General features: G+C 70.4%; 15 protein-coding genes, 1 tRNA gene and 1 pseudogene. 7 read left to right on the plus strand and 10 right to left on the minus strand.

What is annotated here, in order from left to right:
• Positions 1 to 19 precede the first annotated feature (19 nt).
• The 3 genes from ABT078_RS22165 to ABT078_RS22175 form a co-directional block, all read right to left on the minus strand.
• Positions 20 to 1,516, minus strand: a complete 1,497-nt coding sequence (locus tag ABT078_RS22165; protein ID WP_351230274.1) for a Stp1/IreP family PP2C-type Ser/Thr phosphatase — start codon at positions 1,514 to 1,516, stop codon at positions 20 to 22.
• A 156-nt stretch (positions 1,517 to 1,672) separates the two neighbouring features.
• Positions 1,673 to 2,185 (minus strand): FHA domain-containing protein FhaB/FipA, encoded by a 513-nt coding sequence (locus ABT078_RS22170; protein WP_351230276.1) that lies wholly within the window; start codon positions 2,183 to 2,185, stop codon positions 1,673 to 1,675.
• Between the two features lie 10 nt (positions 2,186 to 2,195).
• Positions 2,196 to 3,056: an FHA domain-containing protein gene (locus ABT078_RS22175; RefSeq protein WP_351230278.1), complete on the minus strand. Its 861-nt coding sequence runs from the start codon at positions 3,054 to 3,056 to the stop codon at positions 2,196 to 2,198.
• Positions 3,057 to 3,398: 342 nt separating this feature from the next.
• Here ABT078_RS22175 and ABT078_RS22180 point away from each other — a divergent pair.
• From ABT078_RS22180 to ABT078_RS22190, 3 genes are all read left to right on the plus strand, one after another.
• Positions 3,399 to 3,482, plus strand: a tRNA-Leu gene (locus ABT078_RS22180).
• Between the two features lie 293 nt (positions 3,483 to 3,775).
• Entirely contained in the window at positions 3,776 to 5,464 is a 1,689-nt protein-coding gene (locus tag ABT078_RS22185; RefSeq protein ID WP_351230343.1) for a sensor histidine kinase, read from the plus strand.
• 173 nt (positions 5,465 to 5,637) lie between these two features.
• Positions 5,638 to 6,273, plus strand: a complete 636-nt coding sequence (locus ABT078_RS22190) for a response regulator transcription factor (protein ID WP_351230280.1) — start codon at positions 5,638 to 5,640, stop codon at positions 6,271 to 6,273.
• A gap of 208 nt (positions 6,274 to 6,481) precedes the next feature.
• On the opposite strand, the pseudogene ABT078_RS22195 reads toward ABT078_RS22190, so the two are convergent.
• Positions 6,482 to 7,097: pseudogene (locus ABT078_RS22195) on the minus strand (FMN-dependent NADH-azoreductase).
• A 145-nt stretch (positions 7,098 to 7,242) separates the two neighbouring features.
• Here ABT078_RS22195 and ABT078_RS22200 point away from each other — a divergent pair.
• The 4 genes from ABT078_RS22200 (at position 7,243) to ABT078_RS22215 (ending at position 10,743) form a co-directional block, all read left to right on the plus strand.
• The gene (locus ABT078_RS22200; protein WP_351230282.1) at positions 7,243 to 7,602 is read left to right on the plus strand and encodes a winged helix-turn-helix transcriptional regulator; all 360 of its coding nucleotides are present in this window, start codon (positions 7,243 to 7,245) and stop codon (positions 7,600 to 7,602) included.
• A 254-nt stretch (positions 7,603 to 7,856) separates the two neighbouring features.
• On the plus strand, positions 7,857 to 9,302 hold the full coding sequence (locus ABT078_RS22205; RefSeq protein ID WP_351230284.1) for a DUF2252 domain-containing protein: 1,446 nt from the start codon (positions 7,857 to 7,859) through the stop codon (positions 9,300 to 9,302).
• A 55-nt stretch (positions 9,303 to 9,357) separates the two neighbouring features.
• A complete protein-coding gene (locus ABT078_RS22210) occupies positions 9,358 to 10,335 on the plus strand; it encodes a hypothetical protein (protein ID WP_351230286.1) in 978 nt (325 codons plus the stop codon).
• A 63-nt stretch (positions 10,336 to 10,398) separates the two neighbouring features.
• Positions 10,399 to 10,743 (plus strand): rhodanese-like domain-containing protein, encoded by a 345-nt coding sequence (locus ABT078_RS22215; RefSeq protein ID WP_351230288.1) that lies wholly within the window; start codon positions 10,399 to 10,401, stop codon positions 10,741 to 10,743.
• Positions 10,744 to 10,752: 9 nt separating this feature from the next.
• Here the strand turns inward: ABT078_RS22215 and ABT078_RS22220 are convergent, their stop codons facing one another.
• From ABT078_RS22220 to paaA, 6 genes are all read right to left on the minus strand, one after another.
• The gene (locus ABT078_RS22220) at positions 10,753 to 11,889 is read right to left on the minus strand and encodes an acyl-CoA dehydrogenase family protein (RefSeq protein ID WP_351230290.1); all 1,137 of its coding nucleotides are present in this window, start codon (positions 11,887 to 11,889) and stop codon (positions 10,753 to 10,755) included.
• Between the two features lie 160 nt (positions 11,890 to 12,049).
• Positions 12,050 to 13,102 (minus strand): 2Fe-2S iron-sulfur cluster-binding protein, encoded by a 1,053-nt coding sequence (locus ABT078_RS22225; RefSeq protein ID WP_351230292.1) that lies wholly within the window; start codon positions 13,100 to 13,102, stop codon positions 12,050 to 12,052.
• Entirely contained in the window at positions 13,103 to 13,597 is a 495-nt protein-coding gene (gene paaD / locus ABT078_RS22230; RefSeq protein ID WP_351230294.1) for a 1,2-phenylacetyl-CoA epoxidase subunit PaaD, read from the minus strand.
• Positions 13,591 to 14,292: a 1,2-phenylacetyl-CoA epoxidase subunit PaaC gene (gene paaC, locus ABT078_RS22235; RefSeq protein ID WP_351230296.1), complete on the minus strand. Its 702-nt coding sequence runs from the start codon at positions 14,290 to 14,292 to the stop codon at positions 13,591 to 13,593. The genes paaD and paaC overlap by 7 nt, the downstream gene beginning before the upstream one ends.
• A complete protein-coding gene (paaB, locus tag ABT078_RS22240) occupies positions 14,289 to 14,579 on the minus strand; it encodes a 1,2-phenylacetyl-CoA epoxidase subunit PaaB (protein ID WP_351230298.1) in 291 nt (96 codons plus the stop codon). Before paaB ends, paaC begins: the two co-directional genes overlap by 4 nt.
• The gene (gene paaA / locus ABT078_RS22245) at positions 14,576 to 15,583 is read right to left on the minus strand and encodes a 1,2-phenylacetyl-CoA epoxidase subunit PaaA (protein WP_351230300.1); all 1,008 of its coding nucleotides are present in this window, start codon (positions 15,581 to 15,583) and stop codon (positions 14,576 to 14,578) included. Before paaA ends, paaB begins: the two co-directional genes overlap by 4 nt.
• Positions 15,584 to 15,679 lie beyond the last annotated feature (96 nt).

The following is a 15,679-nucleotide window of genomic DNA, read 5'->3' on the forward strand; positions in this document are numbered from 1 at the left end:
CGGGTTTACCGCTTACCGCTTACTGCTTGCCGCAGTTCGAGGCCAGCTTCTGCTCGTCCTCCGAGAGGGTGGGGCCCGGAGAGGGAGTTGCTGCGGTCGGCTTGGTCTTGGCGGACTGGGTGGTGGGCTGGGTGCCGGTGGTACCGCCGGCCTGGCCCTCACCGGCCGGCGCCCCGGCTGCGCGGTCGGCGGCGCGGCGCTGCTCGTCCTTCTTGCAGGCGGAGGCCTGCGTGGCGAGCTCCTTGATCTTGTCGCGTGCGTCGCCGAGGCTGCCCTCGGTGATCGTCTCCTCGACCTGCTTCTGCTGGTAGGGCGGCAGGTACTTGAGTTCGATCTCGGGATGGTCCTTCTCGACCTTCGAGAGCGAGACCCAGGCCAGGTCCTGGCTGATGCCCCGGTAGAGCGCGATGTGCTTGTTGTTGGCGCCGACGTAGTACTGGGTCTGGGTCCAGCGCCAGGCCCCGTACAGGCCGCCGCCGACGACGGCGAGTGCGAGCACGGTGTAGAAGGATCTCTTGAGCCACTTGCGGCCGGAGCGCGGCTTGATGAAGTCGTCGTCGGTGTACGCCCCGAAGCCGCCCTGGGGCGGCATTCCGCCGTAGCCCATGTCGTCGCCGCTTCCGGGCGGGCCGAAGCCGCCGCCGGGGGCCGGCGGGGCGGGGCGGCCGAGGCCGGAGGCGCGTCCCGCGGGGGTCTGCATGGCCCCGCCGTCGTTGTGCTGGGCCTGGTTCTCGGCGACCGCGCCGACGATGACGGGGGTGTCGCTGAGCTGTCCTGCGAGGGTGTCGCCGCCGTCGACGTCGAGGACGTCCGCGACGATCACCGTGATGTTGTCGGGGCCGCCGCCGCGCAGTGCGAGCTGGATCAGCTCCTGCACGGTCTCCTGCGGGCCCTGGTAGCTGGCGAGGGTGTCCTCCATCGTCTGGTGGGAGACGACGCCGGACAGTCCGTCGGAGCAGATGAGGTAGCGGTCGCCGGCCCTGACCTCGCGGATGGAGAGGTCGGGCTCGACGCGGTCACCGCTGCCCAGCGCGCGCATCAGCAGGGAGCGCTGCGGGTGGGTGGTGGCCTCTTCCTCGGTGATCCGGCCCTCGTCGACGAGGCGCTGCACCCAGGTGTGGTCCTGGGTGATCTGCGTGAGCACGCCGTCGCGGAGCAGGTAGGCGCGTGAGTCGCCGACGTGGACGAGGCCGAGCCGCTGGCCGGTCCACAGCAGTGCGGTCAGGGTGGTACCCATGCCCTCGAGCTGGGGGTCCTCCTCGACCATCGCGCGCAGCTGGTCGTTGGCCCGCTGCACGGCCGTGCCGAGCGAGGTGAGGATGTCCGAGCCCGGTACGTCGTCGTCGAGCTGGACGAGCGTGGAGATGACCTCGGAGGAGGCGACCTCACCGGCGGCCTGGCCGCCCATGCCGTCGGCGATCGCGAGAAGGCGGGGGCCGGCATAGCCGGAGTCCTCGTTGCCCTCCCGGATCATGCCCTTGTGCGATCCGGCGGCGAAGCGCAGTGACAGACTCATGCGCACCTCGCCCGTCGGCTCGGGGTACAGCCGGTCTCGAGCCACACTGCCCACCCTCCGGTCGGGAGCCGCCCGTCCCGGCCCGCTGCCGGGACTGCCGCGGGGTCCGTCGTGCGGACCTCCGCGGCTCGCTCGCTCCGCTCGCTCATTGTCGTACTACTTCCGCAGCTCGATGACGGTCTTGCCGATGCGGATCGGCGCGCCCAGCGGAATCGGTGTCGGGGTGGTGAGCCGGGTCCGGTCGAGATATGTGCCGTTGGTGGACCCGAGATCCTCGACGATCCACTGGCCGTCACGGTCGGGGTAGATCCTGGCATGACGGCTGGACGCGTAGTCGTCGTCCAGCACGATCGTGGAGTCGTGCGCGCGGCCCAGCGTGATCGTCTGGCCCTGCAGGGCGACCGTGGTGCCGGTGAGGCTGCCTTCGGAGACGACGAGCTTGGTGGGCGCCCCCCTGCGCTGCCGCGCGGACTGCTGGCGCTGCTGCGGTGGCGCCGCGGCCTGGCGGGCGGCCTGCTGGGGCCGTGCGCCGTCGCCTCGGCGCGAGCCGCGCTGTGTGACGCGCGTACCGAACAGGTCGCTACGGATGACCTGGACGGCCACGATGACGAACAGCCACAGTACGGCCAGGAAACCCAGCCGCATGACCGTCAGGGTCAGCTCTGACATTGCCCCCGCTTCACCCTTCGGCTTGCCGGTAAACGATGGTGGTGCTGCCCACGACGATCCGCGAGCCGTCGCGGAGCGTAGCGCGGGTGGTGTGCTGCCCGTCCACCACGATGCCGTTGGTGGACCCGAGATCCTGGATCGTCGAGGGCGTTCCGGTCCGGATCTCACAGTGGCGGCGCGAAACGCCGGGGTCGTCGATCCGCACATCGGCTTCGGTGCTGCGGCCCAGCACCATCGTCGGGCGGGAGATCTGGTGGCGGGTGCCGTTGATCTCGATCCAGCGGCGCACCTGGGCGCCCGGCACGGCGCCGGGTGCCGCGGTCGCGGGGCGGCCGACGGTGGACGCCGGGCCCGGCCGGTTCATCCCGGGCGGCGGTGCGGACGGCATGGGAGGAGCGCCGACAGGAGGGTAGCCGTAGCCACCGCTCGCGGGGGGACCCTGCGGTGCGGCGGCTCCGGGGCCGGCAGGCGCGGAGCGGTCCGGCGACTGTGACGTACTCGACGCGAGCGTGCGGCTGCGAACCCGGTACAGACCGGTGTCGAGGTCGTCGGCCTTCTCCAGATGGACCTTGATCGGGCCCATGAATGTGTACCGCTGCTGCTTGGCATAGTCCCGGACCAGACTCGAGAGCTCGTCGCCGAGCTGGCCCGAGTAGGGGCTGAGACGCTCGTAGTCCGGCGCGCTGAGCTCCACGATGAAGTCGTTGGGGACGACGGTCCGCTCACGGTTCCAGATCGTCGCGTTGTTGTCGCACTCACGCTGGAGGGCGCCCGCGATCTCGACGGGCTGGACCTCGGACTTGAACACCTTGGCGAAGGTGCCGTTGACCAGACCTTCGAGCCGCTGTTCGAAACGCTTCAGGACTCCCATGGGGCACCTCCTCCGTCATTGCCGTCCTGGTACTGCTTACTGATCGTATCCACGCGTCGGGAAATCGGCTGGTTCCCCTTGTCTGCCCCGTCGATGAGTGTCACCTCTCACACGGATCTCCACACGGATCGTAGAGGCGGCTTCCTGACAGTGTCCCGCACCCGGGGAGTACCCCGGGTGCGCGGGGGGAGATGCCTGCCTCAGTGAGGTGCTCTCCGCCGAGCAGAGGTGCTTGCTGCGCCGAGCAAACGGATGTGAATCGACCCTCGGCAGCGTGCTAATGTTCTGGATGTCGCAAGGCGCTCGCACCAAGCAGGTGAGGGGCCGGCGGCAACACCCAATGCGCGGGTGGCGGAATAGGCAGACGCGCTGGATTCAGGTTCCAGTGCCCGCAAGGGCGTGGGGGTTCAACTCCCCCCTCGCGCACAAGCACAAGTGAGACGGGTCTCCGTCAGGACGAAAGTTCTGGTGGGGGCCCGTCTCTCGTTGTCCGGAGCGGACCGGCGCTGTTCGGACCGTTGCGCGGCTGTGGTGCGACCGTTGCGCGGACTCATTGCCCTGGGCTCGTCAGGCCCTACTCGTCGGGCCCTTCTCGTCGACCAGTCGTTGGCCGGACTCCACTTTCGTCGCGTGCGCGTGCGACGAAAGTGGGCCGCGGACGGTTTCAGGCGCTGAATAGGGTGCCTGCCGTGGATGCGTCTTCGAACATACGGGCCTGGGTGCGGGCAGGCTGGCAGTGGCTCGCGGCGCCGGAGCTGTGGTCCCGGCGCAGGCTCGCGGGCGAGGCTGTCCTCGCGCTCGTGCTGGGACTGATGAGCGCCGGGCTGGCCGAGCTGCTGGGGACGTCGGGGCCGGCTGTCGCCGCTGAGGGGGCCGCGACCGCGGTGCTGTCCTTGATGCGGCGGAGACTGCCCGCGAGCGTCCTTGCGGTGACGTCCGGACTGGCCCCCGTGGTCGACGGCTTCGCTCCGCTGATGATGGTCGTGGGCTGGTCGGCGGGGCGGCGGATTCCCGGGGCCGGCAGGGCGCTGGCCGCATTCACCGGTGCCTATGCCGTCTGCGTCGGCGCCACACTGATCGACGTCGGGCCGCAGGACGTCGGCGTCGCCGTCGTGCTGCTCACGACGCTGTTCTTCCTGGCGACGACGGTCGTGCCAGGCCTTGCCAGCCGCTACTGGACCCAGCGCCGGACCCTGCTGCACACCCTCCAGGAGCGCAACGTCCAGCTGCTGCGGGAACGCGCGATGATCGCCGGGCAGGCGAGGTTGCGCGAGCGGCAGCGGATCGCTCAGGACATGCACGACAGCCTCGGTCATCAGCTGGCGCTCATCGCCGTGCACACCGGCGCGCTGGAGGTGGACCGCGAGCTGACCAGCCGGCAACGGGAGGCCGTCGGAGTCCTGCGGGAAGCGTCGGTGACCGCGATGCACGAGCTGCGCGAAGTCGTCGGGATCCTCCGGGACGGGGTGGAGGGGCCGCAGCCCGCCGTTGACGAGTCCGGACGGGCGGCACGGGGGACGGCAGGTGTCGTGGGGCTGGTCGAGGCGGCCAGGGCCGCGGGCAACACCGTTGAGCTGCGGTGCGCGGGAGAGGCCAGGCCACTGGCGGCAGCCGCCGACCACGCGGCGTTCCGTATCGCTCAGGAGGCGCTGACCAACGCCTTCAAGCACGCACCCGGCGCGCCGATAGTCGTGGAGCTGCGCTACGAGCCCGACTCCTTCGTCGTGGAGATCGTCAACGAGACGGCGGCCGCCGGTGCCGTGGACGCCGTGGGCGAGGCCGTCAGTGGCGGTCAGGGGCTGACCGGGCTGCACGAACGCGCCCGGCTCGTCGGGGGCATGGTGCACGCCGGGCCCGTCGTCGGCGGTGGCTTCCGGGTGGCCGGCGTACTGCCGTACGGCGTCGTCGAAGCCGCGCCCATCGTCGATGCGGTGGACGACTTCCGGCAGCAGTCGCGGTCCGTCCCGCTCAGGAACGGTGTTCCGGTCATGGACTGGACTGTCTCGGAGAGGGAGCGGGCAATGGGTGGCGTGGGCAGGAGCAGGAGCGGCGGTTGGGCTCCGGGGTGCGGGATCGCGGTGGGCGCCGTGGTGCTGCTCGTGGTGGCGAGCCTTTTCGGGCTCTTCTTCCTGATGGGCTCGCTGAGCGAGGGGATGATCGACCCGAAGCAGTACGAGGCCGTCGAGGTCGGTATGGCGGAGAAGGACGTACGCGACCGGCTGCCGGACGGCGACACCGTCGCGACGACGGGTCTCCGGGGGACGGGCCCGAAGGAGCCGGAGGGGTCGTCCTGCCTGGTGCTGATGTCCTCCGAGATGGGGGACAGCCTGGAGACCGAACCGGTGTTCCGGTTCTGCTTCAAGGGCGGCAAGCTGGTCGAGAAGAAGGCGTACGACGTCAAGCTGTGACGTCAAGCGGTAGGGAAGCAGGGGGAGTTTCTGTGACCGGTTCTCCGGGGGCTGCGGGGGGTGCGGGTTTGCCGGGGTCTTCGGGGTCTCCTGGGGCGGCGGGGGCATCGGGGCCGGCAGGTTCGCCGGCGTTGCCGGAATCGCCGCGTTCGCCGCGTTCGCCGATCAGGGTCGTGATCGCCGACGACGAGCCGCTGATTCGCGCCGGGATCCGGATGATCCTCACCTCCGACCTGGAGATCGAAGTGGTGGCGGAGGGGGCGAACGGCCGCGAGGCCGTCGACCTGGCCCGCGCCCACAGCGCGGACGTGGTGCTGCTCGACATACAGATGCCGGTCATGGACGGCCTCACGGCCCTGTCCGAGCTGCGGAGGACCGTTCCGGAGACCCGGGTCGTCGTGCTCACGACTTTCGGCGAGCGGGAGAACGTCCTGCGGGCGCTGGAGCACGGCGGTGCCGGTTTCCTGCTGAAGGACACCGCCCCTGCGGAACTGATCCGCGCCGTACGGGCTGCGGCTGCCGGTGACGCATATCTCTCGCCCGGAGCGACGCGGCATGTGGTGGACCAGCTGGCCTCGGGGCGTGCCGCGGCACGCAGCGAGCAGGCCCGGGCGCGGGTGACCGCGTTGAGCGCGCGCGAACGTGAGGTGCTGGCCTTGCTCGGCGAAGGGCTGTCCAATGCGGACGCCGGGCGCCGTTTGCATATGAGCGAGGCGACCGTGAAGACGTACGTCAGCAGGATCCTGGCCAAGCTGGAGTGCGACAACCGGGTGCAGGCGGCGCTGCTGGCGCGTGACGCGGGGCTCTGAGCGCCGGGCCGAGCGGGCTCTGAGGGCCGGGCCGAGCGGGCTCCGAGGGCTGTGGAGCTGTCAGGGCAGAAGCGGAGGGCTACGGGCGGCGTGGTCATCCCGCTGTGGGATGTTTCACGTGGAACACACGCGGAATGCGTGGGCCGTCGGCGGGAGCGGCGGATCCGCCCCGCCGACGTTGTGCCGCTCCCGCCGATGAGCCGGCCGGTTACGCGGCCAGGCGCGCAGCCAGCTCCTTCGCCTTCTGCGTGGCCTGGTCGAACGCCTTGGCGCGGGAGGCTTCGGCGAGCGGGATGAGCTCGGCCATCTCGGGCCTCGCGGGTGCCAGCGTCAGCTCGGGAACGATGAAGTCGACCTCTGCGCCGAGCATCGCGGTGAGGACCTTCTCCATGTAGTTCTGGACGAACTCGAAGTCCTCGCGCGGAGTGCCGGGGGCGTACGAGCCGCCGCGGCTGGCCACGACGGTGACCGGGGTGCCCGCCACAGGGCCGTCAGGGCTGCCTGCGTTGTGACCCACGATGATCACCTGGTCCAGCCATGCCTTGAGCGTGGACGGGATCGTGAAGTTGTACATGGGGGCGCCGATCAGTACGGCGTCCGCCGCCGTGAGCTCGTCCGCGAGCTACGGCGCGCAGCGCGTCGTCCGCGCCCGCGGAGACGGCGCCCATGTCGAGGTGCGGCAGAGGGTTGGCGGCCAGATCGCGGTAGACGACCTTGCCTTCGGGGTGTTCCTCCAGCCAGGACTTCACAAATGCAGCAGTGACATCGCGCGATGCGGAGCCCTGGGGGAAGACGGCGGAATCGATGTGCAGCAGCGTGGCCACGTGGTTCTCCAGATATGCGGATGCGCAGGAGCGCAGAGGGCGGGCGCGACGACAGAGCGAGCGCCCAAGATTTTGTGCGTAACTATGAATAACACAGGAGCTTACTTTTTTTCACCCGCTCACGGGAGGGCAGTACGCTGGGGTCATGGCGGATCACGACGAGCACGGGTGCAGACAGGTCGACCGGTCGATCACGCACGTATTCGAACTGCTCGGCAAGCGCTGGACCGGCCCGATCGTGTCCGTGCTGATGCAGCAGCCGGTGTACTTCGCCGAGCTGCGCAGAGCCATCCCGGGCATCAGTGAGCGCATGCTGTCCGACCGTCTGACCGAGCTGGCGGCGGCCGGGCTGGTCGTGCGTGACGTTGACGAAGGACCGCCGCTGCGCGTCTCGTACCGGTTGACGGAGGCCGGTTCGGCGCTGGAGCCTGCGCTCGGGGAGCTGGGGCGGTGGGCCAAGTCCTATCTGCCGGGCGGTGTGCGGGGCGAGGGTCGGTCCTGCTGACGTCTGTCTGCCGACCTGCCGACCCGATGACTGCGGACGTGTCGACTGCCGACGTGCCGACCGCGGTCCTGCCGTGATGACTGTGCCGGCGGGCGGGACAGCCCAGCCCGTGGGACAGCCCGCAGGACGGCCTGGGGAACGGCCCGCGGGGTGGGTGGTCGCGAGGTTGTCCACAGGGGGGAGACGGCTGCCTGACGTGGCTGTACCGTCTTCGGCAGTTGATGTTGTACGACGTCGGGGGAGGCGGTCCCGCCATGGGTGAGGTCGAAGCGGTCGTGCCGGTCCAGCGGTCTGCTTCCGGGGACGTACGGGTTCCGGACGTCGCCGGATTCGCCCGGCGAGGGGCGACGGGGAGCGAGCCGGAGTCTCCCAGGGAGGCCGGCAAAGCGCTGCGGGGCCAGGTGCCGCGCTCGTCGCACGACACTCTGGTCATCGGTGCGGAGCGGCCGGGCGCCGTGCAGGCCGTCGAGGAGTCCAGCCGTGGCCGGGTGCCGGAGCTCGCTCCGATCCGGGTCGGGCGGATGGCCGCGTCTCCCTTCGCATTCCTGCGTGGTACAGCGGGGCTGATGGCCCATGATCTGGTCGCCACTCCCGTCACCGGCATCGCGGCGCAGATCTGCGGCGACGCGCATGCGGCGAACTTCGGGCTGTACGGGGACGCGCGCGGGCGTCTGGTCATCGACCTGAACGACTTCGACGAGACCGTCGTCGGCCCCTGGGAGTGGGACCTCAAGCGGCTCGCTGCCTCGACCGTCCTGGCCGGCCGTGAGGCCGGTGCCGACGAGGACACCTGCCGCAAGGCAGCCTTCGACGTGGTCGGTGCGTACCGCCGGACGATGCGGCTGCTGGCCAAGCTCCCGGTGCTCGACGCGTGGAACGCGATCGCGGACGAGGAACTCGTTTCGCACACGGACGCGCGGGACCTGCTCGGCACGCTCGAGCGCGTCTCGGAGAAGGCCCGGAGCAACACCAGCGCGCGGTTCGCCGCCAGGGCGACGGAGGCCGGGCCCGACGGTGGCCGCCGCTTCGTGGACGCCCCGCCTGTGCTGCGCCGGGTTCCCGACGAAGAGGCCGCCGCCGTCGCGGCATCGCTCGGGGAATACCTGGAGACGCTCTCGGAGGACCGGTTGCCGCTGCTTGCGCGGTATGCCATCCACGACGTCGCGTTCCGGGTCGTGGGCACCGGAAGCGTCGGGACCAGGTCCTACGTGGTGCTGCTCATAGACCACCGGGGCGAGCCGCTGGTGCTCCAGGTCAAGGAGGCGCGGGCCTCTGCACTGCTGCCGCATCTGCCGGCGGCCGGCTTCGACAAGGCCGAGCCGATGCACGAGGGCCGCCGGGTCGTGCTGGGGCAGAAGCGGATGCAGGTCGTCAGTGACATCCTGCTGGGCTGGACGACGGTCGACGGCAGGCCCTTCCAGGTGCGGCAGTTCAGGAACCGCAAGGGCAGCGTGGACCCGGCTGCCCTCGCGGCCGACCAGGTGGACGACTACGCCCGGATGACGGGCGCTCTGCTGGCCAGGGCGCATGCGCACAGCGTCGACCCTCGGCTCGTCGCGGGGTACTGCGGCAAGAACGAGGAGCTCGACGAGGCCGTGGCCGGCTTCGCGGCGCTTTACGCGGACCGGACGGAGGCGGACCACGCCGAGCTGGTGGCCGCTGTGCGGAGCGGGCGGATAGCCGCCGAGCTCGGCGTGTGACGGGCCAGGGGCCCGACCACCCGGGGTGGACGGTGCTCTGCCATACGCTGGGCGGGTGACCCAGGATCCTCCCGGGGCGCCGACGACCCGGACCGACGACGAGCAGGACGACCACCGCGTGGACGAACAGAGCAGCGTGGACGAGCAGGGCGTGCAGGGTGCGCACGACGCGTCCGAGGTGAAGGACGCGCAGGGCGACCCGGATGCCGGGGACAGCCGGGCTGCGCAGGGGAGCCAGGCTGCTCGGGCAGCGGACGGTGAGCGGCCCGAGGCACGGCTGGAGCGAGCCGTGCGCGTGGCCGAGCAGGCGCTGATCGAGTTCGAGATCGCGGTGGAGACCTTCCGCGTCGAGGTGGAGAACTTTTCGCGGCTGCACCACCAGAAGCTCGGCCCGATGTACTCGCGGCTGGACGAACTCGACGCCCTGATCGCGGAGGCCCGCGCCGCCCGCACCGGCGACCCCGAGGATCTGCGCAGGGCACAGGAGGCGCGGGCGATGGTGATGCCGATGCCCGGCGTCGACGAGCTCTTCCACGACTGGCTGGACTCCGACGGTCTCTCGCCCGAGGCCGCGGCGATGCTGACCGACCAGTCCGTGCGGCCGCCGAAGCGCGTGCGGCCCAGCGACGAGGCGCGCAAGCTGTACCGGGAGCTCGCCCGCAAGGCGCACCCGGATCTGGCCCAGGAGGAGAAGGAGCGGGCACGCCGGGAGGAGTTCATCACGCGCGTGAACGCCGCCTACGGGCGCGGGGACGAAGCCCTGCTGCGCGAGCTGTCGCAGGAGTGGGACGCCGGACCGGTGCATGAGGCTTCCCGGCTCAGTGAGAGCGAGGAGCTCTACGCCCGCCTGGAGTGGCTGGCGCAGCGCAAGGAGCTGCTGACCGCGATTGCCAAGGAATTGGAGGACAGCGCCATCGGCGCGATGCTGAGAATGGCGCCCGATGACCCCGACCGGCTGCTGGACGAGATCGCCGAGCAGCTGCTGGCACAGGTCGCACAGCGTGAAGCCGAGCTTGCCGGCCTGGTGCAGTAGGTTTCCCATGGACGCCCGCCGTGCGCAGTGCGCGCCCTGTAGGTACGAGAGAAGGCCAACCCCATGAATTTCGCCCCGCTGCCCTCGGTGGACGTCGCGTCCGTTCCGGCCGACGGTCTGGTGCTCGATGTCCGCGAGGACGACGAGTGGGCGGCCGGCCACGTCGAGGGCGCGCTGCACGTCCCGATCAGCAACTTCGTAGCCCGCTTCGGTGAAGTCACCGAGGTGCTGGCCGAGGGCCGCCGCGCCTATGTGATGTGCCGGGTCGGCGGTCGGTCCGCGCAGGTCACCCAGTATCTGGTCCAGCAGGGCATCGACGCCGTGAACATCGACGGCGGGATGCAGGCCTGGGAGGCCGCCGGGCGCCCGATGGTCACCGAGGACGGCAGCCCTGCCTACGTGCTGTAGGCGTCGCGGCTAAGCACCCAGCGGGTGTGCGGCGAGCAGGTCGCCCAGGGCCTCCTCATGGGCCGCCGCCGGGCCGAGCGAGAGTTCGAGCTGCTTGGCCCAGGCGTGATACCGGTGAAGCGGATAGTCGGTGTCGGCGCCGAAGCCGCCGTGCAGATGCTGCGCGGTCTGGACGATGCGGCGCACGCCCTCGGACGCCCAGATCTTCGCCACCGCGATGTCTCCGGAGGGGGGCAGGGCCCCGCCCGCTCCGGTGCCGATGCGCCAGGCGGCCTGCCAGAGGGTCGCCTCCATGGCGCGCAGATCGATGTAGCGGTCGGCCGCCTGTACGGCCACGGCCTGGAAGGTCGCGACGGGGAACCCGAACTGCTCGCGCTTGCTGGTGTATTCACTCGTCATCGACAGCACTCGCTCACCGAGGCCGAGCGCCAGCGCACAGGTTCCGGTGGCCAGCAGCCCCCGCAGCCAGTCCCAGGCTCCCTCGGCGTCGATGAGCGCGCCACGCTCGATCCGTACGGAGTCCAGCCGGGCCTCGGCGAAGAGCTCGCCACTGGTGGAGAACTGCTCGGCGAGGGTCAGACCCTCGTGGCCGCGGGGCACGAGAGCGAGGACCGCTCGCCCGTCGCCGGTGTGCGCGGGGACGGCGAGCAGATCGGCGCACTGAGCCCAGGGCACGCCTGTCTGCATCCCGTCGAGCACCCAGAAGTCGCCGTCCTGGCGGGCGGTGACGGCGAGCTCGGCAGCGTCATGTCCGGTGCGGCCGTTGGCCGCGGCAGTCAGCACCAGCTCGCCCGCCCCGACGCGGGGCAGGATCCCGCTGCCGAGCGCTTCGCCGCCGAAACGCTGCACGGTCATGGCCACCGCGCTGGTCTCCAGCAGCGGCACACGGGCCAGGACCTTTGCCGATTCCCGCAGCACAAGGCAGAGCGCGATCGGGTCCAGGCCCGCCCCACCGTGCTGCGGGGCGATCACGAGGCTCAGCAGATCGGCGCCCGCGAGCCTTGCCCACAGCGGCCGGTCGAACTCCTCGGCCACCGCGCCCGGGCTGAGCGCGGGGCTCGGCACCCCGTCGGGCGCGACGCCCGAGAAGACCGCCCTCGCCGCTTCGACGGCTGCCTGCTGCTCCTCGGTGAAGGTGAAGTCCACTTCCCTGTCCTTCCACGCACCGGCCCTGCCTCTGTCGGTCGGATCGGAGAATCCGACCGGCCCGACAGGCCTGACGGGTCGTCAAGGTAGAACAGGTTCCAGTGGAAGGGAATGGTGTCGGCAGTGCCAACCGGCATGCCGGAAGCGACCTTCCTCCGCGTCAGCGGTCGAAGTCCAGCTCCACCTCGGACGTCACCGGATGCGACTGGCAGGCCAGCACATAGCCTGCTTCCGTCTCCTCCTGCTCCAGTGCGAAGTTGCGGTCCATCCGCACCTCTCCCGAGACGAGGAACGCCCGGCAGGTACCACACACACCGCCCTTGCAGGCGTACGGCGCGTCGGAACGGGCCCGCAGCACCGTCTCCAGCAGCGACTCCCCTTCCTGCACCGCCCAAGTGCCCGAGCGGCCGTCCAGCGTCGCACTCAGCGTGCTGTGCGCGGGCGCGGCGACCGGCGCCGGGGCGGGTGCCTCGTCCACATGGAAGATCTCCTCGTGGATGCGGCTGCGGTCCACACCCAGCGCGCGAAGCGCCCGCTCCGCGCCCTGGACCAGTCCGAACGGTCCACAAAGGAACCATCCGTCCACGTCCGGCACGGGAAGCAGCGCGGGCAGCAGCTCGGTCAGCCGCTCCCGGTCGAGCCGCCCGGACGGCAGACCGGCCTGCTGCTCCTCCCGGGAGAGCGCGGTGACCAACTGAAAGCGGTCCGGATAGCGGTCCTTGAGGTCGGCGACGTCCTCCAGGAACATCGTCGACGCCGCCGTGCGGTCACTGCGGATCAGACAGAAGCGGGCTCCCGGCTCCCGCGCCAGCAGCGTCGCCGCGATCGACAGCACGGGGGTGATCCCGCTGCCCCCGACGATCCCCGCGAAGTGTCCGGGACGCGGCTCCAGGACGAACCGGCCCATCGGCTGCATGACCTCGACCGTGTCCCCGACGGAGAGCTCCTTCAGGGCGTACGTCGAGAACTCGCCACCGTCGACCAGCCGGATCCCCACGCGGAGCAGGGGATCCTCGCCGGTGGGCGCGGCGGGGGTGCAGATCGAGTACGTACGCCGGATCTCCTCGCCGTTCGCCCCCGTACGGCGCAGGGCGATGTGCTGGCCGGGGGTATGGCGGAAGGCGTCACGCAGCTCGGAGGGGACCGCGAGGGTGACGGCCACCGAGTCGTCCGTGAGCCGCTCGACCTCGCTGACCCGGAGCGGATGGAACATCTACAACTCCTTGAAGTGGTCGAACGGTTCGCGACAGGCCGTGCAGCGGCGAAGTGCCTTGCACGCGGTTGAGGAGAACCTGCTCAGCAGTTCTGTGTCCGTGGATCCGCAGTGCGGGCAGCGCACGGTGAGCGTGAGGGGGATCGGGCCGTCCTTGGCGCCCGGGCGTGGCGGGGCTATGCCGAACTCCGCGAGCTTGCGGCGGCCCTCCGCGCTGATGTCGTCCGTCGACCAGGCAGGAGAGAGCACCTTGACGACCGACACCTCCGGTATGCCGTGGTCGTGGAGCACCTGCTCGATGTCCGAGGTCATCGCCTCGATGGCCGGGCAGCCGGTGTAGGTGGGGGTCAGCGCGACCTCGACCCTGCCGGGACCGAGTACCTGAACACCGCGGAGCACACCGAGCTCCTCCAGCGTCAGCACGGGCAGCTCCGGGTCGGGCACCGACCCGGCCAGTCTCCGCAGCTCGGCTTCCAGAAGCGTGTCGGTCACCATGACGCCCCCGGGTGGCTGCGATGCAGGTGCTGCATCTCGGCCAGCATCCGTCCGAACGACTCGGTGTGCAGGCCCTGTCGCCCTGCCCCCGCCGACCAGGCGCCCTTGTCCGCTGTGTCCGGGACGGTCAGCGTGGCGCGCTCCAGCACGGCCGTGACCGACTCCAGCCAACCTGTGCGCAGCGATTCCCAGTCCACGGCCAGCCCTTCCACCGGCTGGAACATCTCGCCGGTGAACCGCCACAGCGCATCACAGGCACGCTGCATCCGCTCATGGCTCTCGGCCGTTCCGTCGCCCAGGCGCAGGGTCCACTGCTCGGCATGGTCCTGGTGGTAGGCGACCTCCTTGACCGCCTTCGCCGCGAGCCCCGTGAACTCGCTGTCGACCGCCGCCAGCTGTCCGAACAGCAGATGCTGGAACGTCGAGAAGTACAGCTGCCGGACGATGGTGTGCGCGAAGTCTCCGTTCGGCTGCTCGACCAGCTGGAGATTGCGGAAGGCGCGTTCCTCACGGAGATACGCCAGCTCGTCCTCGTCGCCGACGAGGGAGAGCAGCGTCCGGGCCTGTCCCAGCAGGTCAAGGGCGATGTTGGCCAGGGCGACCTCCTCTTCCAGGACCGGGGCGTGGCCCGCCCACTCCCCCAGCCGGTGCGAGAGCACCAGGGCGTCGTCGCCCAGCGCGAGTGCGGCGGTCACAGGTGCTTCACCCCCTCCGGGATGTCGTAGAAGGTCGGGTGGCGATACGGCTTGTCGGCGGCCGGCTCGAAGAAGGGGTCCTTCTCGTCCGGGGAGGAAGCGGTGATCGCCGCGGACGGCACCACCCAGATCGAGACGCCCTCGTTGCGCCGGGTGTAGAGATCCCGGGCGTTGCGCAGCGCCATCTCGGCGTCCGGGGCGTGCAGGCTGCCCGCGTGGGTGTGGGACAGCCCGCGGCGCGAACGCACGAACACCTCCCACAGCGGCCAGTCGGTCGAGCTGCTCATGCCGTTGCCTCCACGTGCGCCTCGTCGCGCTTCTCGTTCGACTCGTCCGACCTGCCGGCGGCCGTCTTCGCGGCGTACGCCGCAGCCGCCTCGCGAACCCATGCGCCCTCCTCATGGGCCCGGCGGCGCTGGGTGATCCGCTGCTCGTTGCACGGTCCGTTGCCCTTGAGGACCTGCCAGAACTCGTCCCAGTCGATGGTCCCGAAGTCGTGGTGACCCCGCTCCTCGTTCCAACGGAGATCCGGGTCGGGGAGGGTCAGGCCCAGGGCCTCCGCCTGCGGGACGCAGATGTCCACGAAGCGCTGGCGCAGCTCGTCGTTCGAGTGGCGCTTGATCTTCCAGGCCATGGACTGCGCCGAGTGCGCCGATGCGTCGTCCGGAGGGCCGAACATCATCAGGGACGGCCACCACCAGCGGTTCACCGCGTCCTGCGCCATCTCGTGCTGGGCTGGGGTGCCCTGCGACAGCGCGAGCAGCAGCTCGTACCCCTGGCGCTGGTGGAAGGACTCCTCCTTGCAGATCCGGACCATGGCGCGCGCATACGGCCCGTAGGAGCAGCGGCACAGCGGCACCTGGTTGGTGATCGCCGCGCCGTCCACCAGCCAGCCGATCGCGCCCACGTCCGCCCAGGTCAGCGTGGGATAGTTGAAGATCGACGAGTACTTCTGGCGGCCGGAGTGGAGCTTGTCGAGGAGCTCCTCGCGGCTCGTACCCAGCGTTTCCGTCGCGCTGTACAGATACAGGCCGTGGCCCGCCTCGTCCTGCACCTTGGCCATGAGGATCGCTTTGCGGCGCAGGGAGGGCGCACGCGTGATCCAGTTCGCCTCCGGCTGCATGCCGATGATTTCCGAATGCGCGTGCTGGGCCATCTGGCGCACCAGCGAGGCGCGGTAGTCATCGGGCATCCAGTCGCGAGGCTCGATGCGCTCGTCGGCGGCCACGGCAGCGTCGAACCGCGCCTGGTGCGTCGTAGCCGCAGTCGTCTCTGCAGTCACTGCCGTCATCGGGCCCCCTACCGACCGATCGTTCGGTTGAATGACTTCAATGGTGAGTCTGAGGGCCGTAAGGTGTCAACCCTGTGGATAACCGCGGTGGACCGA

It is taken from the genome of Streptomyces sp. NPDC002133, from assembly GCF_040296405.1.
Lineage (GTDB): Bacteria > Actinomycetota > Actinomycetes > Streptomycetales > Streptomycetaceae > Streptomyces.

Excerpts from the sequence above, each read along its gene's own strand:
- paaD (WP_351230294.1), bottom strand. The coding sequence starts at position 13,597 with ATGGTGACCGACACGCTTCTGGAAGCCGAGCTGCGGAGACTGGCCGGG.
- paaB (WP_351230298.1), bottom strand. The coding sequence starts at position 14,579 with ATGAGCAGCTCGACCGACTGGCCGCTGTGGGAGGTGTTCGTGCGTTCG.
- ABT078_RS22165 (WP_351230274.1), bottom strand. The coding sequence starts at position 1,516 with ATGAGTCTGTCACTGCGCTTCGCCGCCGGATCGCACAAGGGCATGATC.
- ABT078_RS22200 (WP_351230282.1), top strand. The coding sequence starts at position 7,243 with ATGGCGGATCACGACGAGCACGGGTGCAGACAGGTCGACCGGTCGATC.
- ABT078_RS22215 (WP_351230288.1), top strand. The coding sequence starts at position 10,399 with ATGAATTTCGCCCCGCTGCCCTCGGTGGACGTCGCGTCCGTTCCGGCC.
- ABT078_RS22175 (WP_351230278.1), bottom strand. The coding sequence starts at position 3,056 with ATGGGAGTCCTGAAGCGTTTCGAACAGCGGCTCGAAGGTCTGGTCAAC.
- paaA (WP_351230300.1), bottom strand. The coding sequence starts at position 15,583 with ATGACGGCAGTGACTGCAGAGACGACTGCGGCTACGACGCACCAGGCG.
- ABT078_RS22170 (WP_351230276.1), bottom strand. The coding sequence starts at position 2,185 with ATGTCAGAGCTGACCCTGACGGTCATGCGGCTGGGTTTCCTGGCCGTA.
- ABT078_RS22205 (WP_351230284.1), top strand. The coding sequence starts at position 7,857 with ATGGGTGAGGTCGAAGCGGTCGTGCCGGTCCAGCGGTCTGCTTCCGGG.
- ABT078_RS22225 (WP_351230292.1), bottom strand. The coding sequence starts at position 13,102 with ATGTTCCATCCGCTCCGGGTCAGCGAGGTCGAGCGGCTCACGGACGAC.